At 57.1% G+C, this 23,879-nt stretch carries 23 protein-coding genes and 1 other RNA gene; 7 read left to right on the top strand and 17 right to left on the bottom strand.

The features are described 5' to 3' along the window. Window positions 1-51: 51 nt before the first annotated feature. A complete protein-coding gene (locus WFK59_RS17385; protein ID WP_336756626.1) occupies window positions 52-1,962 on the top strand; it encodes a BglG family transcription antiterminator in 1,911 nt (636 codons plus the stop codon). A gap of 37 nt (window positions 1,963-1,999) precedes the next feature. Here the strand turns inward: WFK59_RS17385 and WFK59_RS17380 are convergent, their stop codons facing one another. Next, window positions 2,000-2,899: a LysR family transcriptional regulator gene (locus tag WFK59_RS17380; RefSeq protein WP_094120573.1), complete on the bottom strand. Its 900-nt coding sequence runs from the start codon at window positions 2,897-2,899 to the stop codon at window positions 2,000-2,002. A 129-nt stretch (window positions 2,900-3,028) separates the two neighbouring features. Between WFK59_RS17380 and WFK59_RS17375 the strand changes: the two genes are divergently transcribed. Further along, a complete protein-coding gene (locus WFK59_RS17375; protein WP_336756623.1) occupies window positions 3,029-3,733 on the top strand; it encodes a pirin family protein in 705 nt (234 codons plus the stop codon). 53 nt (window positions 3,734-3,786) lie between these two features. Here WFK59_RS17375 and dolP read toward each other — a convergent pair whose 3' ends face one another. Genes dolP through WFK59_RS17355 form a run of 4 tightly spaced genes read right to left on the bottom strand, consistent with a single transcriptional unit; the run spans window position 3,787 to window position 7,398 of the window. Then, window positions 3,787-4,359 (bottom strand): division/outer membrane stress-associated lipid-binding lipoprotein, encoded by a 573-nt coding sequence (gene dolP, locus WFK59_RS17370; RefSeq protein ID WP_233987040.1) that lies wholly within the window; start codon window positions 4,357-4,359, stop codon window positions 3,787-3,789. 14 nt (window positions 4,360-4,373) lie between these two features. Further along, window positions 4,374-4,961, bottom strand: coding sequence for a DnaA initiator-associating protein DiaA (gene diaA / locus WFK59_RS17365; RefSeq protein ID WP_233987041.1), 588 nt, complete (start codon window positions 4,959-4,961; stop codon window positions 4,374-4,376). Between the two features lie 14 nt (window positions 4,962-4,975). Continuing rightward, window positions 4,976-5,371: a YraN family protein gene (locus WFK59_RS17360; protein WP_233987042.1), complete on the bottom strand. Its 396-nt coding sequence runs from the start codon at window positions 5,369-5,371 to the stop codon at window positions 4,976-4,978. After that, window positions 5,329-7,398 (bottom strand): penicillin-binding protein activator, encoded by a 2,070-nt coding sequence (locus WFK59_RS17355; RefSeq protein ID WP_336756621.1) that lies wholly within the window; start codon window positions 7,396-7,398, stop codon window positions 5,329-5,331. The genes WFK59_RS17360 and WFK59_RS17355 overlap by 43 nt, the downstream gene beginning before the upstream one ends. 62 nt (window positions 7,399-7,460) lie before the next feature. Here WFK59_RS17355 and rsmI point away from each other — a divergent pair, with 62 nt between their 5' ends. Together rsmI and rnpB are read left to right on the top strand one after the other, a co-directional pair. Next, window positions 7,461-8,324, top strand: coding sequence for a 16S rRNA (cytidine(1402)-2'-O)-methyltransferase (gene rsmI, locus WFK59_RS17350; RefSeq protein ID WP_336756619.1), 864 nt, complete (start codon window positions 7,461-7,463; stop codon window positions 8,322-8,324). A 33-nt stretch (window positions 8,325-8,357) separates the two neighbouring features. Then, window positions 8,358-8,736: RNase P RNA component class A (gene rnpB, locus WFK59_RS17345), an RNA gene on the top strand. A 531-nt stretch (window positions 8,737-9,267) separates the two neighbouring features. Here the strand turns inward: rnpB and WFK59_RS17340 are convergent. The 10 genes from WFK59_RS17340 to WFK59_RS17295 all read right to left on the bottom strand — a co-directional run bounded on the left by WFK59_RS17340 (window position 9,268) and on the right by WFK59_RS17295 (window position 16,040). Continuing rightward, the gene (locus tag WFK59_RS17340) at window positions 9,268-10,242 is read right to left on the bottom strand and encodes a glutathione S-transferase family protein (RefSeq protein ID WP_233987045.1); all 975 of its coding nucleotides are present in this window, start codon (window positions 10,240-10,242) and stop codon (window positions 9,268-9,270) included. A gap of 76 nt (window positions 10,243-10,318) precedes the next feature. Further along, the gene (locus tag WFK59_RS17335; protein ID WP_336756617.1) at window positions 10,319-10,732 is read right to left on the bottom strand and encodes a DoxX family protein; all 414 of its coding nucleotides are present in this window, start codon (window positions 10,730-10,732) and stop codon (window positions 10,319-10,321) included. A 203-nt stretch (window positions 10,733-10,935) separates the two neighbouring features. Further along, window positions 10,936-11,220 carry a YqjK-like family protein gene (locus tag WFK59_RS17330; protein WP_233987046.1) on the bottom strand — a complete coding sequence of 95 codons (285 nt, stop codon included), beginning with the start codon at window positions 11,218-11,220 and terminating at the stop codon, window positions 10,936-10,938. Further along, entirely contained in the window at window positions 11,220-11,615 is a 396-nt protein-coding gene (locus tag WFK59_RS17325) for a phage holin family protein (RefSeq protein WP_233987047.1), read from the bottom strand. The genes WFK59_RS17330 and WFK59_RS17325 overlap by 1 nt, the downstream gene beginning before the upstream one ends. A gap of 2 nt (window positions 11,616-11,617) precedes the next feature. After that, window positions 11,618-11,923, bottom strand: coding sequence for a DUF883 family protein (locus WFK59_RS17320; RefSeq protein ID WP_031377216.1), 306 nt, complete (start codon window positions 11,921-11,923; stop codon window positions 11,618-11,620). 35 nt (window positions 11,924-11,958) lie between these two features. Then, window positions 11,959-12,333: a DUF1090 domain-containing protein gene (locus WFK59_RS17315; RefSeq protein WP_336756615.1), complete on the bottom strand. Its 375-nt coding sequence runs from the start codon at window positions 12,331-12,333 to the stop codon at window positions 11,959-11,961. Window positions 12,334-12,528: 195 nt separating this feature from the next. Next, on the bottom strand, window positions 12,529-12,876 hold the full coding sequence (gene mzrA, locus WFK59_RS17310; protein WP_233987049.1) for an EnvZ/OmpR regulon moderator MzrA: 348 nt from the start codon (window positions 12,874-12,876) through the stop codon (window positions 12,529-12,531). Further along, complete coding sequence (locus WFK59_RS17305) at window positions 12,876-13,550, bottom strand: DedA family protein (protein ID WP_031377213.1); 675 nt, start codon at window positions 13,548-13,550, stop codon at window positions 12,876-12,878. The genes mzrA and WFK59_RS17305 overlap by 1 nt, the downstream gene beginning before the upstream one ends. A 323-nt stretch (window positions 13,551-13,873) precedes the next feature. After that, window positions 13,874-14,650 (bottom strand): transcriptional regulator ExuR, encoded by a 777-nt coding sequence (exuR, locus tag WFK59_RS17300; protein WP_233987050.1) that lies wholly within the window; start codon window positions 14,648-14,650, stop codon window positions 13,874-13,876. Window positions 14,651-14,735: 85 nt separating this feature from the next. Then, window positions 14,736-16,040, bottom strand: coding sequence for an MFS transporter (locus tag WFK59_RS17295; protein ID WP_233987051.1), 1,305 nt, complete (start codon window positions 16,038-16,040; stop codon window positions 14,736-14,738). A 398-nt stretch (window positions 16,041-16,438) separates the two neighbouring features. Between WFK59_RS17295 and uxaC the strand changes: the two genes are divergently transcribed. From uxaC to WFK59_RS17280, 3 genes are read left to right on the top strand one after another with little or no spacing between them, the layout of a single operon-like run. Beyond that, window positions 16,439-17,854, top strand: coding sequence for a glucuronate isomerase (gene uxaC / locus WFK59_RS17290; protein ID WP_336756611.1), 1,416 nt, complete (start codon window positions 16,439-16,441; stop codon window positions 17,852-17,854). Between the two features lie 2 nt (window positions 17,855-17,856). Then, entirely contained in the window at window positions 17,857-19,305 is a 1,449-nt protein-coding gene (locus WFK59_RS17285; RefSeq protein WP_233987053.1) for a tagaturonate reductase, read from the top strand. 4 nt (window positions 19,306-19,309) lie between these two features. Then, window positions 19,310-20,800: a UxaA family hydrolase gene (locus tag WFK59_RS17280; protein WP_336756609.1), complete on the top strand. Its 1,491-nt coding sequence runs from the start codon at window positions 19,310-19,312 to the stop codon at window positions 20,798-20,800. Between the two features lie 471 nt (window positions 20,801-21,271). Here WFK59_RS17280 and sstT read toward each other — a convergent pair whose 3' ends face one another. Beyond that, complete coding sequence (sstT, locus tag WFK59_RS17275; RefSeq protein ID WP_293002020.1) at window positions 21,272-22,504, bottom strand: serine/threonine transporter SstT; 1,233 nt, start codon at window positions 22,502-22,504, stop codon at window positions 21,272-21,274. A 235-nt stretch (window positions 22,505-22,739) separates the two neighbouring features. Beyond that, complete coding sequence (locus tag WFK59_RS17270) at window positions 22,740-23,708, bottom strand: TerC family protein (RefSeq protein ID WP_233987056.1); 969 nt, start codon at window positions 23,706-23,708, stop codon at window positions 22,740-22,742. Between the last annotated feature and the right edge of the window lie 171 nt (window positions 23,709-23,879).

The raw sequence follows: 23,879 nt of genomic DNA, 5'->3' as shown, positions 1-23,879 counted from the left end.
GCTGACGGCTGAACGCCGGCTTTTTCCAACCGCAGCAACAGGTAAACCATCGTGAGATTTCCCAATCAGCGCCTTGCGCAACTGTTTGATGCCCTGCAAAACGAAACGCTGCCTCAGGATGAACTGGCGCGGCGTTTTGCCGTGTCGACGCGCACCGTGCGCACTGACATCACCGCGCTGAACGCGCTGCTGGCGCAGCACGGCGCGCAGTTTATTCTGAACCGTGGTGCAGGCTATCAGCTAAAGGTTGAGGATGCTCAGCGTTTCCAGCATCTGCAACAGCAGACTGCGTCACCGCTGCGCGTGCCGCGCACCTCGCCAGACCGTATTCGTTATCTGCTGACCCGGTTTCTCACCGCAGCCTACTCCATCAAGCTGGAGGAGCTGGCGGAAGAGTGGTTCGTCAGCCGCGCCACCTTGCAAAACGATATGGCCGAAGTGCGGGAGTGGCTGGGGCGCTATCACCTGACGATTGAGAGCAAACCGCACTACGGTATGAAGCTGTTTGGCAGTGAAGTGGCGATTCGTACCTGCCTGACCGATCTGCTGTGGGAGATCGATCAGGCGCAGCCTGACAGCCCGCTGCTGACCATCGAAGCGCTGAACAGCGGGATGCTCGATACGCTGCGTCCCTTGCTGCAAAGCTGCTTCGCCCAGCACAATATCCGCATCAGTGATGAAGGCGAGCGCTACCTGCGGATCTACTGCGCGGTAGCGGTCCGGCGCATCAGCGAAGGTTATCCACTCAACGATCCCGGTGCTGAAGAAATTGGCGACGAAGTGCGGGAAGCGGCGCACCAGCTGATCACCCTGATGCGGCCGCTGGTGAGTAAGCCGATCTCACCTGCCGAAGAGAACTGGCTGCGGGTCAATATCGCCGCGCGGCGCATCCAGGCCATCGCACCCAGCGCGATCAATGCGGATGATGCTGAGGCCCTGGTCGCTTATCTGCTCAGTTTTATCAACACCCATTACAACTTCAATCTGCAAAACGACCAGCAGCTGCGCGCCGATCTGCTCACCCATATCAAAACCATGATTACCCGGGTGCGCTACCAGATTCATATTCCTAATCCGCTGCTGAGCAACATTAAACAGCACTATCCGATGGCCTATGATGTGACGCTGGCGGCGGTGACCAGCTGGGGGAAATATACCCCGTATGTTATCAGCGAGAACGAGATCGGCTTTCTGGTGCTGCATATCGGGGTCGGACTGGAGCGTCACTATGATGTCGGCTATCAGCGTCATCCGCAGGTGCTGCTGGTGTGCGATAGCGGTAACTCAACTTTACGGATGATTGAGGCGATGCTGCTGCGCAAATACCCGCAGCTGCAGGTGACGGCCCGCTTGTCGCAGCGGGAGTATGAGGCGCGCAGCCGCATTGATGAGGATTTTGTGATCTCTACCACCCGGCTCAGCGAAAAAGAGAAGCCGGTGGTGGTGATGTCGCCATTTCCGACCGGCTTCCAGCTGGAGCAGATTGGCAAGCTGGTGCTGGTGGATCGTACCCGACCCTATATGTTGGCAAAATTTTTTGATGCTCAGCATTTTCACATTGTCGACCGGCCGATGACCCAGTCTGCGCTGTTCAGGCAACTCTGCGATCAGCTGGAAGCGGAAGGCTATGTTGATGCGGCATTTTATCCGTCGGTGGAGGAGCGTGAGGCGATCGTCAGCACCATGCTGGGTGAAGGGATTGCGCTGCCGCACTCGCTGGGGCTGCTGGCGAAGAAAACCGTGGTTTATACCGTGCTGGCGCCGCACGGCATCGCCTGGGGTGATGACACGGCCTACGTCATTTTCCTGCTGGCGATCAGCAAAAGTGAATATGAAGAAGCGATGGCGATCTACGACCTGTTCGTGACGTTTCTGCGTGAAAGAGCGATGACCCGGCTGCGCGACAGTACGGACTTCGCCTGCTTTAAGGCGGTGGCGATCGACTGTCTCAGCCGGTCATAGCTGGCATTTTCTCCCCGGCGGTGCGGGGAGCGCAGCATCAGCTCTTTTTCGCCAGCAGGCGCGGGATCTCGCGCAGACACCAGGCTTTGGCTTCACCCATGCTGTCACGACGCCACGCCATAATGATATCCACTTCACGGGTGTATTCCGGACTCACAACCCGCAGGCGACCTTCGGCAATATCCTGCTCAACCAGCGAATAGGGCATGGTGGCGACGCCCAGGCCCGCCAGCAACGCACGGCGTTTGTCTTCCATGCTGCTGACCGTCAGGCGCTGTTGCTTATCCAGCAGCTGTACGGTCAGCACCGGACGCTCACGCGCCGTGTCCGCCACCGCAATGCCGCGATATTTCACCCGCGTCACTTCCGACTGCGGTTCTGGCTCGTTATGAATCGGGTGGTCGGCGCTGGCGACGTAGACGCTCATCATGGTGTAGAGCTTGCGGGTATTGATTTCGGTCGAGGCGCGAAAGTGCAGATCGGGCGCGATCACAATGTCAGCCCGTCCCTGTTCCAGCCGCTCCCACGCGCCAGCCAGCACTTCAGTGACCAGCGAAAACTGGGTGTTGGCTTTATCTGCCAGCCGCGTCACCAGCGGAAACAGCGCTTCGGTCGGCACCAGCGCCTCGGTGACGATGGTCAGATGGGTTTCCCAGCCGCGCGCCAGGGCTTCCGCATCGGTGGTCAGCTTATCGGCTGCTTCCAGCAGCACCCGGCCTCGCTCCAGCAGCATGCGTCCCACGTTGGTAAATTTGGTGCGGTGACCGGAACGGTCAAACAGCACCACATCCAGTTCCTCTTCCAGCTTTTGCATGGTGTAGCTGAGCGCCGAAGGCACCCGGCCCAGTTCGTCAGCGGCTGCGGCAAAACTTCCGCGTCGATCAATCGCATCCATAACGCGTAAAGATTCAAGGGTTAACGCACGCTCTTTAGCCATCCCGGTTCTCTGTCAGGAAATTTGAACATGCCAGGCAGATTAACTGGCTAACAATCCGGCGTCCAGACTTTTACCATATGGGTATAAAGTCCGTGGCCGATCCTCGCCACCGGATGCTGGAGGTAAATCATGATAACAACACGCAGTGCGTCCGCTTGTGGTCAGGCCGATTTCGGTTGGTTGCAGGCGCGCTACAGTTTCTCTTTTGGCCACTATTTCGATCCCAAACTGATGGGCTATGCCTCGTTACGCGTCCTGAACCAGGAAGTGCTGGCTCCGGGTGCCGCCTTTCAGCCGCGCACCTACCCGCAGGTCGATGTGCTGAACATCGTGCTGCAGGGTGAAGCGGAATACCGCGACAGTGAGGGTAACCACATCATTGTCAGGGAAGGGGAAGCGTTGCTGCTCTCGGCCCAGCCTGGCGTCAGCTATAGCGAAATCAACCCGAACAAAGATCGCCCGCTGACGCGGATGCAGCTGTGGCTGGCCGCCTGTCCGGAGCGGGAAAACCCGCGGATGCAGAAAATCGTGCTGTCGGAGGGAAAAACCGCGCAGTTGCTGGCCTCGCCGGACGGCACGGATGGCAGCCTGCAACTGCGGCAGCAGGTGTGGATTCATCAGGTTGAGCTGGCTCCCGGTGAACAGCATTCGATGCGGTTAAACGGACCCCGCGCCTATCTGCAATCGATTCATGGCTCGCTGGAGGCAATCTCCGGGACTGAGTATCAGGAGAAGCTGGGCTGTGGTGATGGCGCATTTTTGCAGGAAGAGCAACTGCTCAGGCTGACTGCCAAAACGGCAACTCAGGCGCTGGTGATTGATATTCCGGTCTGAGGATTCAGCGATAAGAAAAGGCGGCCAGGGCCGCCTTTTTGCTGTCCGGAAGTTTACTTCAGCATGGTGAAGGCGGTGGTTACGTGCTTCACGCCGCTCACCCGACTGGCCACATCGGCCGCCGCCTGCGCTTCCTGCGGCGTCACCAGACCCAGCAGGAACACTTCGCCATTTTCGGTGGTGACTTTGACGTTGGATGATTTCACCTGATCGCTGCCCAGCAGCTGCGAACGGATCTTGGTGGTAATCCAGGTATCCGAGGAGGAGGTCCCCAGCGTGACTTTCTGGCCGATACGAATTTCGTTATAGACCTCGGTTGCGCCATCAACACCCATGGTGATCTGTTTGGCACGATCGGCGATCTCCTGCGAAGGGGCCTGACCCGTCAGCAGCACTTTGCCCTGATAAGCGGTGGCGATCACGCGGGCATCGCTTTTGATTTGCTGGTCTTTGGCTAAGGCGTTAGAGACGCGTAATTCCAGCGTGCCATCATCAACCTGGGTCCCGACGGTGCGGGGATCGGTGGCGGTTTTGGTGGCGACAGCGGCGCTGCCAGCAACCACGGCAACGCAGCCTTGCAGCAGCATTGCGGCTAACAGAATGGCTACAGCGTTCAATGCTTTCATTGGTGCTCCTTCGGTCATTCCTGGTGTGGAAACAGGGTATTATCAATCAGATCGCACAAGCAGTTCAGGGTCAGCATATGCATCTCCTGAATGCGGGCACTGCGGTGCGACGGGATGCGAATTTCCACATCCTGCGGACCTAACAGTCCGGCAAGCTCTCCGCCATCATACCCGGTAAGCGCAACGATAGTCATATCGCGTGTAACGGCGGCCTCAACGGCTTTAACGATGTCACGGGTATTACCGCGGGTGGAGATAGCCAGCAGCACGTCGCCCGCCTGGCCGAGTGCCCGCACCTGTTTGGCGTAAACTTCATCATGCAGGCGATCGTTGCCAATCGCGGTCAGCATCACGTTGTCGGCGCTTAACGCCAGTGCCGGTAAGCTGGGACGCTCGGTTTCGAAACGGTTGATCATGCTGGCGGCAAAGTGTTGCGCATTGGCTGATGAGGCGCCGTTGCCGCAACTCAGGATTTTATTGCCGTTCAGTAACGACTGCACCAGCGTCATTGCCGCGCGGGAAATGGCATCGGGCAGCGCCTCAGCGGCGGCAATCTGGGTCTGGATACTTTCAGTAAAACACGCTTTAATTCTGTCCTGCACACGACCACCTGGTTCTAAACGTCTGCATTAAAGGCATTCGGCAGCCACTCGAGCGCCGTGCCGGTAATGGCGATGATGTCGAAACGGCAATTCACTGTTTCAAAACTGCCGCCGCGTTGTGCCAGCCACAGAGCAGCGGCACGCAGCAGCTTATGTTGTTTCTCGCGGGTCACGCTGGCGAGCGCGCCGCCGTAACGCGCATCGCGCCGGTAGCGAACCTCGACAAACACCCAACAGTGCCCGTCGCGCATAATCAGGTCAAGTTCCCCGCCGCGACAATGGACATTGCTGGCTTCCCATTTCAGGCCTGCCTGCTCAAGATAGCGACGGGCACGCTGTTCATGCCCGGCGCCAATCTGACGGCGATTTAGTTGGCTGGCGCGATTTCGCCCCGACGATACTGGTTCCATGTCAACTTCCTGTTGATCACACAATCCGCATCGGCGCTCAGCTTGCCGGTATTGCCATCCAGCGTAAAGCCTGGTGACTGACGCATCTGGTTAAAGTGATTCGCCAGCGTCCAGGCATCAATCCCCATCGCATACAGGCGAACCAGCGAATAGTCATTGTTAAAGGACTTCGATGCCTGCTGCATCAGGCCCGGATTGGTGCCGGAGAGCAGCGGGATATCGCTGAACTGCAGGCCATCCATCTCCAGCCGGAAGTCCGGACCGGCACCCGCCTGCGCACTACGTGAACTGGCATAGAGCGCGATGTTGCTGCGGCTGCCGGTACGCATGGTGATCATCGGTTTAATCAGCTGCAGCTCGCCTTGCGTCGAAACGATATAGACCGCATCGACCGCGCCGTCACCGCTGGTGCTGGCGACGTCTGGCGTGCTCTGCTGCGGGGCCGGAATGGTCACGCCCGCAATCGAGACGCCCTGGGGTTCGGCTGGCGCAGCATTCACCGGCGTGCCGGATAAGCTGATGCCTGCGCCGCTGTTGATACCCTGTTTCAGCTCGGCGGTGGAACCAAAACGCTGCTGCAACACGGTGCTGCCGCCCAGTGACTGCCACTCCTGCGCAAAGGCGTTAGTCACGCGATCGCCCAATCCACTGCGCGGTACCAGCAGCAGCGGCTGACGCTTGCCCTGATCCCAGATATGGTGCGCGGCATCGCGCGCTTCGTCTTCAGGAGAAAGCGCAAAGTAACAAACATTCGGATGGTTCTGGATCTTTTCCGGCTCGTTAAGCGCCAGCACATTGAGTGGCGTCTGGCTGTTAGCGACCTGCTCAACGTCGCTCTTCAGCAGCGGACCGACCACGATGGTTGCGCCATCCTGCTGCGCCTGCTGCATCACCTGCTGAATCGGCTGGCTGCTGGTGTCGTAGACTTTGATCTGCGCGTTGCTGGCCGGTTCTGAGGCGGCCGATGGCGTGGCAGCAGGTTGGGTTGCGGCAGGCTGGGCGGCGGCTGGCTGTTGCGTTGCCGTCCCGGCTGGCTGCGCTTGCGGCGCGCTGATTGGTGCGGCGGATGGACTGACCACCGCGTCAGCATTGGCGGCGGGCTGCGCACTGGTGGTAGCATCCGCTGTCGCGGGCTGTGCGGCCGCTGGCTGTGGCGCTGGCGTCAGCAGGCCATTCTTCGCGTCATTAAAGCCTTTCTGGATCGCATTGGCGAACACCTGCGCCTGACCGTTCAGCGGCAGCAGCAGCGCAATGGTGCTGGTCGAGGCTTTGGTGTAATTCTGCATCTGGCTCAGCTGAGTCGGTAAGGTCTTCGCCGCCGGGTTCTGTGGATAACGGGTCTGCCAGTCTTTAATGGCAGACTTCAGCATCTCAGCATCCTGGCTATTGGCACGCCAGACAGCGAGCAGATCCAGCCAGCCCTGCAGAACATTTTCGTCAGCGTTAATCACCAGATTACTGACTTCCTGCTGCGGCATCTGCGTCAGTGCCTGCCAGGTGGCGTCAATATTACTTTGGTGATCGGGACCTTTCAGCAGCGGCTCCTGCGCAATATAGGTACGCAACAGCGACAGCGAAGGACGGCCCTGCGCGCTGGCAATCTGCAAACCGTAGTAACGCGCCAGCTGATCCTGCGACAGCGCACCGGTTTTCACCTGCTGTAAGCGCGCCTGCGCCTCTTTGATCTGCTGTGTCGACAGCTGCAGTTGCGCTTGTAACAGCAGTAACTCCTGCTGCTGAGTCTCTGATAGCTGTTGTGGCAACTGGCTTAACTGCTGGGTCGCCTCAGGATACTTTCCTTCCTTCAACAGGGCGCGGATTGCAAGTAATTGCCAGTCGGTCTTGCTATCATCGCTGCTTTGCTGCGCTTGTTGCAGGTAATAGGCTGAATTAGCCGTGGCAGGCCCCTGAATATTGACGGTTGAGGTTTGCGGCCCCTGACCGCTACACGCGGCTAAAATCAGCCCGGCAAGAACGACAGGCAGAAAGCGTCCTGCTTTACGACGAACGACTTTTGAAGGAAGCATACTGTATCCAGTGATGTTTTTTTCAAGATGCTCAATATTAAATCGGCAATTCGGATGAAACAATGAAACAACTCGATCGGGCAGAGATTTCTGCCAGCACGCTCTACATCGTTCCAACCCCGATTGGTAATTTGGGTGATATCACCCAGCGGGCGCTGACGGTGCTTTCGAGCGTCGATCTGGTCGCTGCGGAAGATACACGTCATACCGGGCTGTTGCTACAACATTTCGCCATCAATGCGCGACTCTTCGCACTTCACGACCACAACGAACAGCAGAAGGCTGAGCTGCTGTTGACGAAGCTGCAAGAGGGGCAAAGCATAGCCTTAGTTTCCGATGCCGGCACGCCGCTGATCAACGATCCCGGCTATCATCTGGTGCGGCGTTGTCGCGAAGCCGGTGTCCGTGTCGTACCGCTGCCTGGTGCCTGTGCGGCGATCGCGGCGCTGAGTGCCGCTGGATTACCCTCAGATCGTTTCTGTTACGAAGGATTTCTGCCGGCCAAAACTAAAGGCCGTTGTGATGTGCTGCGCGCGCTGGTGCAGGAACCGCGTACCCTGATCTTTTACGAATCCACCCATCGCCTGCTGGACAGCCTGCAGGATATGGTGACCGAGCTGGGCGCTGACCGATACGTGGTGCTGGCGCGTGAGCTGACCAAAACCTGGGAGTCGATTTACGGGGCACCGGTCGGCGAGCTACTGGCCTGGGTCAAAGAAGATGATAATCGTCGCAAAGGCGAGATGGTGCTGATTGTTGAAGGGCACAAAGCCGACGAAGAGGCGTTGCCGCCTGATGCGCTGCGCACGCTGGCGCTGTTACAGAAAGAGTTACCGCTCAAGCGAGCCGCTGCATTGACCGCTGAGATTCATGGCGTGAAGAAAAATGCGCTGTATAAGTATGCGCTGGAGCAGCAAGAGGCGTGACAAATAGCGGCGAATGCCCTATCATCCCGCGCCGAAGCTGACCAGACAGTCGCCGCTTTGTCGTCGTCCCCACTTGTGGGGAGACGGGCAGAGGGGAGGAAAGTCCGGGCTCCATAGGGCAGGGTGCCAGGTAACGCCTGGGAGGCGCAAGCCTACGACCAGTGCAACAGAGAGCAAACCGCCGATGGCCCAGTAATGGGATCAGGTAAGGGTGAAAGGGTGCGGTAAGAGCGCACCGCGCGACTGGCAACAGTTCGTGGCACGGTAAACTCCACCCGGAGCAAGGCCAAATAGGGGTTCACAAGGTACGGCCCGTACTGAACCCGGGTAGGCTGCTTGAGCCAGTGAGTGATTGCTGGCCTAGATGAATGACTGTCCACGACAGAACCCGGCTTAACGGTCAGCTTCGACTTTTTACCAAAAACCCCGCTCCGGCGGGGTTTTTGCTTTGCGGGCTAAGAGCCGACAGTGATGAATGACTGTCCACGACGCTCTCCGTGAAAAGAACGCGGCTTAACGGTCAGCGTCGGCTTTTTACCAAAAACCCCGCTCCGGCGGGGTTTCTGCTTTGCGATGCGCGATGGCAGGATGAATGACTGTCCACGACGCTCTCCGTGAAAAAAACGCGGCTTAACGGTCAGCGTCGACTTTTTTACCAAAAACCCCGCTCCGGCGGGGTTTTTGCTTTGCGATGCGCGGTGGCAGGATGAATGACTGTCCACGACGCTCTCCGTGAAAAGAACGCGGCCTAACGGTCAGCGTCGGCTTTTTACCAAAAACCCCGCTCCGGCGGGGTTTTTGCTTTGCGATGCGCGGTGGCAGGATGAATGACTGTCCACGACGCTCTCCGTGAAAAGAACGCGGCTTAACGGTCAGCGCCGGCTTTTTACCAAAAACCCCGCTCCGGCGGGGTTTTTGCTTTATAGCGTGATGCGCAAAGAGCTTAACCGCGGCCGTGTGGCTCATCCCAGTCAAACGCCGGACCCAGCGAAATCACGCCGTTCGGGTTGATGGTCTTGTGGCTGCAATAGTAGTGGTGACGGATATGCGGCAGATTGACTGTTTCTGCGATACCGGGCATCTGATAGATATCCCGCAGGAAACCGCTCAGATTAATGAAATCACCAATGCGATGACGATCGCATTTGAAATGGGTCACATAGACCGGATCAAAACGGACCAGCGTGGTCCACAACCGCAGATCTGCTTCGGTCAGCTGATCGCCGGTCAGGTAACGATGCTGACCAAGGATCTGCTCCAGCCGTGACAGCGAATGAAACAGCGCGGTGACCGCTTCGTCATAGGCCGACTGTGAAGTAGCGAAACCTGCTTTGTAGACGCCATTATTCACTGTGTCGTAAATCCAGCCGTTCAGCTCATCGATTTTCTCCCGCAGGGCAACCGGATAGTAGTCGCCGGCGCGGGCGCCCACCGCATCAAACGCGCTGTTAAACATCCGGATGATATCGGCGGATTCATTGCTGACAATGGTGTTCTGCTGCTTGTCCCACAACACCGGCACCGTCACGCGGCCGCTGTAGTGCGGATCGGCGTGCAGATAGAGCTGATAGAGAAACTCGTTCTGATATAGCTTATCGCCGGTCGCTGCCTCAAACTCATCATCAAAGGTCCAGCCGTTTTCCAGCATCAGTGGATGCACCACGGACACATCAATCATGCTATCCAGCCCTTTCAGCTGACGCATCAGCAGAGTGCGGTGCGCCCACGGGCAGGCCAGCGAGACATAGAGATGATAACGGTCACGCTCGGCAGTGAATCCGGCTTTCCCGTCAGGGCCGGCACTGCCATCGGCGGTAACCCAGTTGCGCCATGCCGATACTGAACGCTTAAATCGTCCACCGGTAGATTTGGTGTCGTACCAGGTGTCATGCCAGACACCGTCAATTAACTGTCCCATATCGCCTCCAATGCAAACAGGGCGAGGTTATCTCCTCGCCCTGTTAAGTATATGTGTGAATACGCGTTACGGCAGATTAGCGTGCAATCGCAGCCTGTGGTTTTCTTTTGCTCAGCAGGCGGTCGATGCTGTACGCGCCAGGACCCACCAGACCTAATACCAGGAAGCCGCCCGCAATGGAGAGGTTCTTCATGAACATCAGCTGGTTCACGCCTTCGGCAAAGTTACTGTGGAACAGAAACGCGGTCAGGATAGTGAAGCCAGCAGTAAACAGGGCGGTGAAACGGGTCAGGAAACCGAACAGAATCGCCAGGCCGCCGCCAAATTCCAGCAGGATAACCAGTGGCAGCATGAAGCCAGGCACGCCCATCGCTTCCATGTACTGCTGGGTTGCCGCATAACCGGTAATCTTGCCCCAGCCAGCGGTAATGAACAGAATTGGCATCAGGATGCGAGCCAGCAGCAGACCAGTATCTTCGAATTTTTTCATCATTTACTCCAACGCTATCAGTATTGCAGGGCAGGTTGCCCGCAGGGTTTATTCCCGCTGAAAGCTGTGCTGCCATTCATTGGGTTGATAGCTGGAGATGATAGTCGCGGCGTGGAAAGGTTGTAAGCGATATATACTGTCGATGTTTTTCAGAAATTCTGATGAAGAGAAGCCGGTCCGTTCAGGACCGGCTTTAAGCAGGATTAACGCGGCGGCAAAGCGGACTTGATCATGCGCCAGGTACTCCAGGCACCAAATCCGCGTTTTGCCCAGCGTAACAGCATGTTGGGACTGCGAATCGAGTAGATCGCCAGCGCGCTGCTGCCGATCGCCAGATAGCGCCGTAAACTGAGGAACGTAAACCAGCCGCGGTCGTAATGGGCGGTCCCTTCCAGCCAGTCACGGCGCGCAGCGCTTAAATCAAGTCGCTCCTGCTGCACATGCTTGAGCAGTTCATGGATGCGTTCTTCACGCTCGCGGCGGCTCATTAACGTTGATCCTCAAGTAAGCCGCGGTCGGTTTCCAGCTCTTTGCGCGTGTGGCGCAACAGCGTGGATTGACGCGATTTACGTAGCGTCCAGAGCCCGAAGATAATCGCCAGCAGGAACAGCGTGCCGGTGGTGATGGCGATGGCCATCAGACGATACTGCGCATCCACTGCCCAGATGATCAACACCATCAGACTCATCAGGCCAAAAGCGGTGAACAGCATCGTCAGGCCGACCATCAACAGCAGCTGTATCAGGTTAGCTTTCTCTTCTTCCAGTTCCACCACTGCCAGACGGACGCGCGTCTCAACCATACCCACCAGCGTGGTCACAATACGCTGGCCGATGTTTATGACCCCTTTAGCCGGGCCGTGGTTATGCTGTGAATCTGCCATAGTTATCGACGCGAAATGAGGATGCCCAGTGCGACGCCAATCGCTGCACCGATACCGACACCATGCCATGGATTTTCACGCACATAGCCTTCGGCTTTCTGCGCGGCTTCGCGGGTGGTGGCAGCGATACGCTCGCTGGATTCCCCTAAGCGCTCGCGGGAGCTGTCCAGCGCCACACGCGCTTTGTTACGTAGCTTATCCAGCTCACCTTTGGATTTCTCAGTGCTGCTGCTCAGCACCTCTTCCAGCGTGTCAGCAAGGTTTTTCAGTTCAGCACGCAAATGTTCCGATGATGTGTCTTTAGACATAAAATACTCCTTTAACATCAGTAGATTAATTCCGATTAATAGGGCTCCGCCTGTAACTTCTTCAGCTCCCGGCGCGCTTCATCCAGTTTTTGTTGTCGCTTAGCAATCTTGTCCTTGTCATGGCCCTCATCACGCTCTTCCTTGAGTTCGTGTTCGCGCTCAGCCACTTTCTGTTTCTGAGCGTTAATTCTTTCCAGATGCGCTGCTTCCAGCTTCTTGTCGGTGCAGTCAGCGCGGACTTCAGTCAGGGCGCGCTCCAGGCCGTTAACGCGGCGCTGATTGTTATGCTTCTGCGCCACCGCAATTTCACGCTGGATATCCTGCTCTTTCTGCTGACACAGCGACTCCGCCGCCAGCAACGATCCTGACAGCGACAGCAGCGCCATTCCCAGTAACAGATGATATTTCATCAGGCTTGGTACCTTCCGTTGTTACCTGACCCGTCACCACGCAGCCTGTTTGCTTGCGGCGCGTGCTGAGAATCAACTCTCGGTTAAGCATAGACATCAGCGGTAAAAAGTTCAAAGAACACCGGGAGATAGAGTTCACCTCAGACCCGAACCCTGTGGGCAGGGTCTGAGATGCGAACAGCGAGGAAGGGAAGATCAGGCCAGCGACAGGCGTTGAGACTGTTCGTGCTGCGCCACAATAAAGCCCTGAGGCAACAGACGACGCAACACTTTTTGCGCCGCCAGACTCTGTTCTTCACTGTCGAAATGAATAATCAGCGCGTCGCCAGATGGGGTGATGCTTTTGATGCGAATCCCCTGAGCGCTGAGCTGTTGGTAGAGGTAGAAGCCGTCGGGCAGGGTCGCGCCCGCATGGGAAACGCGAATCTGCACCACCGTTTCATGGCGCATCAGGGTTGGCGCCACGCCAATCGCAATCAGCGCAAACACGCCCGCGATCACCCAGGGTAACCACCGTTTCGGAATAGCCTGTAGTAATTTCATTACTCAGCTTTCCCGTTTTGATCCGCCTGTCGTTTACGCCACAACACCACCAGCGATCCCACCAGGCCAAACACCAGCAGCGCCAGCGGCAGCATCATCAGGAAGAACATCAGCTCATCCTCATAACGGCGGAAAATCGGCGTTTTGCCCAGGGCAAAGCCCAGCACGGTTAAAATGACGACCCAGAGGAAGGCGCTGACCCAGTTGAAGAACTGAAAGCGGGCATTGCTCAGACCGGACAATCCGGCGATGGTCGGCAGCAGAGTACGGACAAAGGCGATGAAGCGGCCAATCAGCAGGGCGGATAACCCGTGCCGGTGAAACAGGCTGTGGGCACGAAGATGGTACTGGGCGGGCAGGTGTGACAACCATTTTTGCACCGTGGGCGTGTTACCCAGCCAGCGGCCCTGAATATAGCTCACCCAGCATCCCAGGCTGGCGCCGGTGGTCAGCACCAGAATGGTTAGCGGAAAACTCATGGTGCCTTTGGCAATCAGTACGCCGACCAGAATCAGCAGACTGTCGCCTGGTAAAAATGCGGCGGGCAGCAGGCCATTCTCCAGAAACAGAATCATGAACAGCACGCCGTAAATGGCCCATACCAGCGTGGGGTCGGAAAGCGTTTCGTAGTCCTGTTGCCACAAGGCATGCAGCAACGCTTGCAAAATATCCATCAATCTTTCCTGAACATCATTGTTAAACATGTCCCACCGGGACTTGAGCACAGACTGGCAGTTAGTTGTAAATTTTAGGCGCGCAGCCTGGGCAGGATTTTCCGGATCCTTCCAGAATTGATCGTTAAATCAGCGACTTTATAAACCCCTGTCGCAAAGGGTAAGAAAAGGGCGATAACTGTAACAAAAATCACCTGTCCGAGACAGGAAAACTCGTCGGCGAACAGGAGTTTTACCTTGTGAAACGGCGTGTAAAAAGGAGCTTTACATGACCTGACACTATTGCAGATTAACTGACCATGTTGAGCGCTTTTTAACCACGGTTAGCGGGCGTTATTAGACCCGTCAGGCAGGATGACCGGATTTTCACCAAACATGTAACGGTCAACGTTAAATTCGAAGTCATCCGCCGTGGCATTGAACAGCATCTGTTTAGTATTTTCCAGATGTTGCCACATCGCCAGTTTACTGGCGGCCGGATCTTTACGCATCAGGGCTTTGAGGATTTGATCGTGGTCGTCGCACCAGCTGAGGATGCTGCGCTGATCGATGTGCTCGTGGAGTTTGAGCCAGTAAGGATTGTGCAGGCGATGCAGCCACATTTTTTCAACAATGGCGGCTAACGCGCTGTTCTGGGTCGACTGGGCAATACGAACGTGGAACTGCATATCCCATTCAGAGTCGCGAAAATGATCTTCCTGACGTGCCTTCTCCTGAATCGCCATCAGGTCAATAATATCCTGACGCGTCACCTGGGTAGCGGCGAACTCGGCGACGTTACTTTCGATCAGCTGACGAGCCTGCAGTAACTCAAACGGGCCGAAAGTGGCGAACTCCAGCAGGCTGCTGGTGGGAGCAATGCGATGCTGCTGCTGGCTGGCCATCACATGGATACCCGATCCTTTGCGCACCTCAACATAGCCTTCGACTTCCAGCATGATGATCGCTTCACGAACCACGGTGCGGCTGACCTCCATCTCCTCAGCAATCAGACGCTCGGCAGGCAGCTTTTCGCCGATCGGATAGATCCCGGCTTCAATGCGGCGTTTCAGCTCGCTGGCCAGCTGTTGATAGAGTCGACGGGATTCAGTGAGGTCCATAGCACAGTCCAGGTAACAAACAGTGAGTTGTTATACCACTTCATGACGGGCGAGGAAATGGGCTGGCTTGCGCCAGCCCGGCAGGTTAGCTGCGAACCACTGCACCCTGTGGCGCGGTTACCGCAGGCGTGAGCTCTGAAATCGGTTTATTTTTCAATACGGTCCAGATCACTACGGCACCCAGCAGATCGAATACTGCCAGCGCGGCGAACAGTGGACTGAAGCCCAGCGTATCCGCCAGCGCGCCGACCACCAGCGCAAACATGGTGCTGGCAGTCCAGGCTGCCATGCCGGTTAAGCCATTGGCGGTGGCGACTTCGTTGCGGCCAAACACGTCAGAGGAGAGGGTAATCAGGGCACCCGAGAGCGCCTGATGAGCAAAACCGCCGACGCACAGCAGAGCGATAGCCACATACGGGCTGGTAAACAGGCCGATAGTGCCAGGTGCAATCATTAACACCGCACCCATCGTCACCACCAGTTTACGTGAAACGATCAGGTTAACGCCGAACCAGCGCTGAAACAGCGGTGGCAGATAGCCGCCAATAATGCAGCCAAAGTCGGCAAACAGCATCGGCATCCAGGCAAACAGCGCAATCTCTTTCAGATTGAAACCGTAAACCTTAAACATGAACAGCGGGATCCAGGCGTTGAAGGTACCCCAGGCCGGTTCAGCCAGAAAACGCGGCAGCGCAATGCCCCAGAACTGACGGTTACGGATAATTTCCAGTGCCGACATTTTGCGCGTGTTACCGGTCTGATGCTGCGCTTCCTGACCGGAAATGATGTAGTCGCGCTCCTCATCGCTGAGTTTAGTCTGCTGTTTCGGGTGCTTATAGAACACCAGCCAGCATAACGCCCAGGCCATGCTCAGGACGCCGGTGATGATAAAGGCCATCTGCCAGCTGTGCGCCATAATCGCCCACACTACCAGCGGCGGTGCCAGCATCGCCCCGATAGAGGAGCCGACGTTAAAGTAACCGACCGCGACCGAGCGCTCTTTAGCCGGAAACCATTCGCTGCTGGCTTTCAGCCCCGCCGGGATCATCGCCGCTTCCGCCGCGCCGACCGCACCACGTGCCAGCGCGAAACCGCCCCAGCTGCCGGCCATCGCTGTTGCGGCGCAGAAGATGGCCCACAGCACGGCAAATACCGCATATCCGACTTTGGTGCCGAGCAGATCAAGTACGTAGCCCGCCACCGGTTGCATCAATGTGTAGCAGGCCGAATAGGCCGCCACGATGTAGGAGTATTGCTGCGTGGTGATATGCAGCTCAGTTTGTAGCGTGGGTGCTGCCACCGCGATAGTGTTACGGGTCAGGTAGCCTAACACCGTGCCGAGCGTTACCAGTCCAATCATGTACCAGCGTAACCCTTTGATTTTACGCATCCTCTACCTCTTCCAGTTCTGTATGCGGTCTTGCCGCTGTTGTTATCTGGAGCGGGACAGCTCGTGATGCAGCTCTGCTCACGCCCGCAGGTCCTGTCTGAGCGACCTTTAACTGACCTTGCCGTTTGTGAGTCAAAACACCCTCACGATGGAGCGAGAGCCTAACTTGTTATACAACTTTAAAAGTTGAGAGCCATCACAAAAACCCTTTCTGCGCTGTGGGATACTGGAAACCTGCGAAATGACAGCCATTTAGCACGCTACAGCCGATAAAAGTGTCCATAACCGTCGACAGAGAACGCCGTTTATGTGAGCAGGATCGCAAATAAATCCGCAGCGGGCTTAAATTGGTATGATAACTTTGGGCCATTAGCGGTTCAGTTGATGAGGATGTTGCTATGTCGCGTTTTATGACCGAGGATTTTTTGCTGGATAACGAGTTCGCCCGTCGTCTCTATCACGACTACGCGAAGGATCAGCCGATTTTCGACTATCACTGCCACCTGCCGCCGCAGCAGATTGCCGAAAATTATCGCTTCGCAAACCTTTATGACATCTGGCTGAAAGGCGATCACTACAAGTGGCGGGCGATGCGCGCCAACGGCGTACCGGAGGCGCTCTGTACCGGTGATGCCAGCGATCGTGAAAAGTTTGATGCCTGGGCGCGCACCGTGCCGCATACCATCGGCAACCCGCTCTATCACTGGACCCATCTGGAATTGCGCCGGCCTTTCGGCATTACCGATACGCTGCTGTCGGAAAAAACCGCGGATAACATCTGGCATCGCTGCAACGAACTGCTGGCGCAGGACAGCTTTACCACGCGCGGCATTATGCAGCAGATGAAGGTGAAGATGGTCGGCACCACCGACGATCCACTGGACGATCTGCGTCATCACCACGCACTGGCACAGGACAGCAGCTTCACGGTCAAAGTGCTGCCGAGCTGGCGGCCGGACAAAGCCTTCAATATCGAAGCGGAAACTTTCCTGCCGTGGATTGAGACGCTGGAGCAGCTGACTGACATCAGCGTGCAGCGTTTTGACGATCTGCGTAGCGCACTTAATCAGCGGCTGGATCACTTTGCGGCGCACGGCTGTAAAGTCTCCGATCACGCGCTGGACGTGGTCTGCTATGCCGAGGCGGACGACGCCACGCTGGACGCCATTCTGGCTCGCCGCCGCAGCGGTGCCGCACCTGACCCGCACGAGACCGCCCAGTTCAAAACTGCCGTGCTGGTATGGCTGGGCAGTGAATATGCCCGTCGCGGCTGGGTGCAGCAGTATCACATTGGCGCGTTACGCAACACCAACCCGCGTCAGTATCAGCTGTTAGGGCCGGATGTCGGCTTCGACTCGATCAACGATCAGCCGCTGGCGGAACCGCTGGCCCGCCTGCTGGGGGCGCAGAACCTCAACAATGCGCTGCCAAAAACTATCCTCTACTGCCTGAATCCGCGCGACAACGAAGTGCTGGCGACCATGGCAGGCAACTTCCAGGGCGAAGGTCAGGCCGGCAAGATGCAGTTCGGTTCAGCCTGGTGGTTCAACGACCAGCTGGATGGTATGCAGCGTCAGATGACTCAACTGGCGCAGATCGGTTTACTCAGCCGCTTCGTCGGGATGCTGACCGACAGCCGCAGCTTCCTCTCCTATACCCGTCACGAATATTTCCGTCGTCTGCTGTGCCAGATGATCGGTCGCTGGGTAGAGCAGGGCGAAGCGCCAGCGGATGAGGCGTTGTTAGGCGAGATGGTGCAAAACATCTGCTTCAACAATGCCCGCGATTACTTTGGCATTGAGCTGGGAGCCTGAGAATGAAAAGGCTAAACCGTCACGACTTTCCAGGTGCGGTCTATCGCGACCGGGTGATCCAGTTCGGCGAAGGAAACTTTCTGCGCGCCTTTATTGACTGGCAGATTGACTGGCTTAACGAACATCAGGGCACCGATGCCGGGATCGTGGTGGTGCGGCCGCGTAACCGTGAGGTCAGCGATAGCCTGAATCAGCAGGATGGTCTCTACACCACGCTGATTCGCGGTCTGAACGACCAGGGCGAGTCGGTGAGCGAAACCCGGCTGATTCGGAGCCTGAACCGCGAGATTCAGCCTTATCAGCAGTTCGGGGATTTTATGGCGCTGGCGCACAACCCCGATCTGCGGATGGTATTTTCCAATACCACCGAGGCGGGTATCGCCTTTGTCGGGACGGATCAACTCACCGACCAGCCTGCCAGCAGTTTCCCTGGCAAACTGACGCAGCTGCTGTGGGCGCGCTATTCCCACTTCGGCGGAGCCAGCGACAAGGGCTGGCTGGTGGTGCCGTGCGAGCTGATTGACCATAACGGCGACACGCTGCGCGATAGGGTGCTGCGCTACGCCGATCACTGGCATCTGCCGTCAGAATTTAACACCTGGGTTCATCAGCATTGTGCTTTCTACAACACGCTGGTGGACCGCATCGTTACCGGCTTCCCGGCCGAAAGCGCGCAGATTGAAGCGGAACTGGGCTACGAAGATCGTTATCTGGTGGCGGGTGAAGTCTACTACCAGTTTGTGATTCAGGGGCCCTCGGCGCTGTTTACCGAGCTGAAGCTGAACGCGCTGGCACCGCAGGTGCGCCACGTCGATGACATTGCGCCCTATAAAGCGCAGAAGGTGGCCATCCTCAACGGTGCGCACACCGCGATGGTACCGGTGGCGTTTCTCGCCGGGCTGGAGAGCGTCGGTGAGGCGATGGACGATCCGGCGATTGCCGGTTTCGTCGATGGACTGCTGCGTGACGAAGTGATCCCGACGCTCGACCTGCCCGCCAGCGAGCTGCACGCTTTTGCCGATGCGGTGCAGCGCCGGTTCCGCAATCCATTTATTCGCCATGCGCTGTTGTCGATTGCGCTGAACGGCATGACTAAATTCCGCACCCGGCTGCTGACACCGTTGCTGGCTGCGCATCAGCAAAACGGCGAATGGCCAACCCGCATTACCTTTGCGCTGGCGGCGCTGATCGCTTTTTATCGCGGCGAATCGGCAGAAAAAAGCTGGCCGCTGCAGGATGATGCACACTGGCTGCAGCGCTACGCCGAAGGATGGACGGCGCTGCAGGCAGATCAGATTTCACCGGAGCAACTGGTGCAGAGCGTACTAAGCGATACGCAACACTGGGGCGAAGATTTAACCCAGCGACCCGGACTGGTGGCTGTGGTGGCCCGACACCTGCAAAACATCATCGCCCACGGAATGCGTGAGGCGCTGAGTCAACTGAGATAACGCTATGCAAGACGCAATTAAAATACATTCCCGCGACAACGTCGCCGTGGCGTTGCGTGACTTAGACGCTGGCGCCACCATCGAGGTCTCTGCGCTCTCCGTGGCGCTGCAACAGGCGGTCGGGCGCGGGCATAAGTTTGCCCTGCAGCCGATCGCTCAGGGCGAGCTGGTGATCAAATATGGTTTACCGATCGCCCATGCAACCCAGCCGATCGTGGCGGGTGAGCTGATCCATTCACAGAACGCCCGAACCAACCTCAGCGATCTGGATCAGTATCAGTACCTGCCAGACTTCGTGACCATTCCGCCGCAGCCGGGCGATCGTGAAGTGCAGATCTATCGTCGCGCAAATGGCGAGGTCGGTATCCGCAATGAGTTATGGATCCTGCCGGCTGTCGGCTGCGTCAATGGCATTGCCCGACAGATCCTGCAACGTTTCCTGAAAGAGACGCAGCAGGCGGAAGATATCGATGGTGCCTTCCTGTTCAGCCACACCTTCGGCTGTTCTCAGCTGGGCCAGGATCATGAAAATACCCGTACCATGCTGCAAAACATGGTGCGTCATCCGAACGCGGGTGCGGTGCTGGTGATTGGACTCGGCTGCGAGAACAATCAGGTTGATGCGTTTCGCGACACGCTGGGTGCGTTTGAGAGCGACCGGGTTGAATTTATGGTCTGCCAGCAGCATGACGACGAAGTGGAAGCCGGAGTGGAACGCCTGCATGCGCTGTATGAAAAAATGCGCTATGACCAGCGTGAGCCAGGCAAGCTCAGCGAGCTGAAATTCGGTCTGGAGTGCGGTGGATCAGATGGTTTTTCAGGGATCACCGCCAATCCGTTGCTGGGGCGCTTCTCTGATCAGATGATCGCCAACGGTGGCACCACCGTGCTGACCGAAGTGCCGGAGATGTTTGGTGCGGAACGCATTCTGATGAGCCGCTGCCGTGACGAGGCGATCTTCGGTAAAACGGTCGCGATGATCAACGACTTCAAGCAGTACTTTATCGATCATCAGCAGCCGATCTATGAAAATCCGTCACCGGGTAATAAAGCGGGCGGCATTACCACGCTGGAAGAGAAGTCACTCGGCTGCACCCAGAAAGCGGGGCAAAGCCAGGTTGTGGATGTGCTGAAGTATGGTGAGCGGCTGAAAACGCCGGGCCTCAATCTGTTGAGCGCGCCAGGCAACGACGCGGTGGCCACCAGTGCTCTTGCCGGTGCCGGCTGCCACATGGTGCTGTTCAGTACCGGGCGCGGCACGCCGTATGGCGGTTTTGTCCCGACGGTGAAGCTGGCAACCAACACGCCGCTGGCCGAGAAAAAACCGCACTGGATCGATTTTGATGCCGGACGGCTGATTGATGGCATGAGCATGGATCAGATGCTGGAAGATTTCGTGGATACCATTGTGGCGATTGCCAATGGTCAGCTCACCAACAACGAAAAGAACGACTTCCGCGAGCTGGCGATCTTCAAAAGTGGGGTAACGCTGTAAGCTGGCAAAACTCGCCGTTGTCAGCGCTGGCGCGCTATACCGTTGAATATAAAAAGACGGCCTGCATGGGCTAATGCCCGTCAGTTAAGCGACCGGTGATAACGCAGTCTGGTGCCGTTCAAGGGCTGGCGGTCCTCGCGCCGCTGCGCGGTTCCTTCACTTCATTCGCCTGCCTGACGGACCGCCGGGGATGGCACATCCTGTGCCGCCCCGCCTTTCGCCCGCGTCCTGCGGGCTCTCCTGACAGACTCATTCTGTTCAGCGCTGCGGATTGCCTGCCCCTGCCCAACCCCAGCCTGCTCTGAAGCTTCAGTGCGTGTTGTTAAAAAGGGCGCTCAGGCCCGCACTCCGGCACGCTCGCGCAAAAAAAAGCTGCCACGTTTGACCGCGGCAGCCTTTGCAAAGTTAACCTTAACTGATCAGCATCAGGCCTGCACGAGCCGCCTTTTTGCTGCTTTTTACCGCTGCTGATTACGCGCGACGCGGTTCGCGTTCGGCTTCCGCCTGACAGACCGCGGCGGTAAACAGAATGTCGGTAGAGGAGTTCAGCGCGGTTTCCGCTGAGTCCTGCAGTACCCCGATAATGAAGCCGACCGCCACCACCTGCATCGCCAGATCGTTAGGAATGCCAAACATATTACAGGCTACCGGGATCAGCAGCAGCGAACCGCCCGCAACACCCGACGCGCCACAGGCACACAGCGAAGCGACCAGGCTGAGCAGAATCGCGGTCGGCACATCAATGCTGATGCCCAGCGTATTCACCGCCGCCAGCGTCAATACCGTAATGGTGATTGATGCGCCCGCCATACTGATGGTCGCGCCCAGCGGAATGGAGACCGAATAGGTATCTTCATCCAGCCCCAGACGTTTCGCCAGCGCCATATTCACCGGAATATTGGCGGCCGAACTGCGGGTAAAGAAGGCGGTGACGCCGCTTTCACGCAGGCAGGTAAACACCAGCGGATAAGGGTTGCGACGAATTTTGCTGAACACCAGCAAGGGGTTCACCACCAGCGCCATCAGCAGCATGCAGCCGATTAACAGCGTCAGCAGATGAGCGTATTGCCACAGCGCGCCAAAGCCGGTTGAGGCGAGAATCGAGGCCACCAGACCGAAAATACCCACCGGCGCGCAGCGGATAACGCAGCGAACCAGCCAGGTCACCGCATGAGACGCATCATTGAGTAAGGTGCGGGTGGTGTCACTGCTGTGACGAAACGCCAGTCCGAGACCCACCGCCCACACCAGAATGCCGATGTAGTTAGCGTTCATCAGTGCCGTGATCGGATTGGACACCATGCTCATCAGCAGGCCACGCAGCACTTCAGTGATGCCGGAAGGCGGCGTGATTTCGGTGCTGCCAGCCGCCAGGGTCAGCGTCTGCGGCACCAGATGGCTGAACACCACCGCCACCACGGCCGCGAAAAATGTACTCAGCAGATAGAGCACAATAATCGGCCGGATATTGCTCTTCTGGCCATGCTGGTGGTTAGCGATAGAGGCGATCACCAGCATCAGGACCAGCAGCGGTGCCACCGCTTTCAGCGCACTGACAAACAGGTCGCCCAGCAGCCCAACGGCCAGCGCCGCATCGCGAGAAATCCAGGCGAGCGCCACACCGGCGATCAGCCCAACCATGATTTGCTTCACCAGGCTGCCTGTAAATAGCGCGCCCAGACGTGAGGAGAGAGTTTTCTGCATAGTATTTTCTATATTTTGTCGCGGATGTAGTTTTAGCGGCGATGTTTTGCAGCGGCTAAAGCGGTTTGCCCGGCGGAGTATAAGGAAAAGATCGCATGAGAAAAGAGATAATTCTGCCAGTGTGGCGGATGTCGGGTTTTTATTATGCTGGATATGGGAAGTGTGACAGAGGTATGAAATGTCGCTGCTGGTGGCGGCAAAATAAAACAGGGGCATCCGCTGCCCCTGTAGGTAATTATGGTGCGATCTTTTTCTGGTCTCTTTTGCGGTTAACCCAGGCATTAATCAGCAGGGTTGATGCCAGAATCAGGCCGACGACGCTCAGAGAGATACCGACCGGAATGTGGTAGATATCGACAATCAGCATCTTAATACCAATGAACACCAGCACGATGGCCAGGCCATATTTCAGCATCGAGAAGCGCTCTGCCACGTTAGCCAGCAGGAAGTACATGGCACGCAAACCGAGAATCGCGAACAGGTTTGAGGTCAGCACGATAAACGGGTCAGTGGTCACGGCGAAGATCGCGGGGATACTGTCGACGGCGAAGATAACATCGCTCAGTTCCACCATAATCAGCACCAGCAGCAGCGGCGTTGCAAACAGCACACCATTTTTGCGGGTGAAGAACTTCTCGCCATCAAGCGCGTCGGTCATGCGTAAGTGCTTACGCAGCCAGCGCACCACCGGCTTGTCGCCTACTGCGTGATCGTCCTCTTTCGCCATCGCCATTTTAATACCGGTAAACAGCAGGAACGCGCCGAAGACGTAGAGGATCCAGCTAAACTGCGTTACCAGCCAGCTGCCCGCGAAGATCATAATGGTACGCAGCACGATGGCGCCTAATACCCCGTAGATCAATACGCGGCGTTGCAGGTTCGCCGGAATCGAGAAGTAGCTGAACAGCATTAACCAGACAAAGACGTTATCTACTGCCAGCGCTTTTTCCAGCACGTAGCCGGTGAGGAAGGCGAGGGTCTGAGTGTTAGCGACTTCGCGCCCGGCGCTGCCTTCCAGATACCACCAGAACGCGGCGCTGAACAGCAGCGAAACTGACACCCAGACCAGCGACCAGACGGCGGCCTGTTTAAAAGTCATGGTTTGCGCGCCGCGGCGTCCCTGCAATAGCAGGTCGATGGCCAGCATAATCAGCACCACAACCGCGAAGCTGCCCCAGAGTAATGGCGTACCCACAGTTTGCATATTCGTATCCTGTCTGAAAAATAAAAAAAAACGGCTGAAGTCAGAAGACGTCAGCCGCTTATTTTGTTGTAAGCAAACCTCGCCTTCCGGCAAGGTCTCACTTACAACTCAGAATCAATTCCGGGTTGCCTGATGACCGGATGCTTTCGCAACGTAGTGACGATCAATCAG

This window comes from Pantoea sp. USHLN298 (assembly GCF_037149395.1).
Classification (GTDB): Bacteria; Pseudomonadota; Gammaproteobacteria; order Enterobacterales; family Enterobacteriaceae; genus Pantoea; species Pantoea astica.
This window is presented reverse-complemented; position numbering and strand designations above follow the sequence as displayed.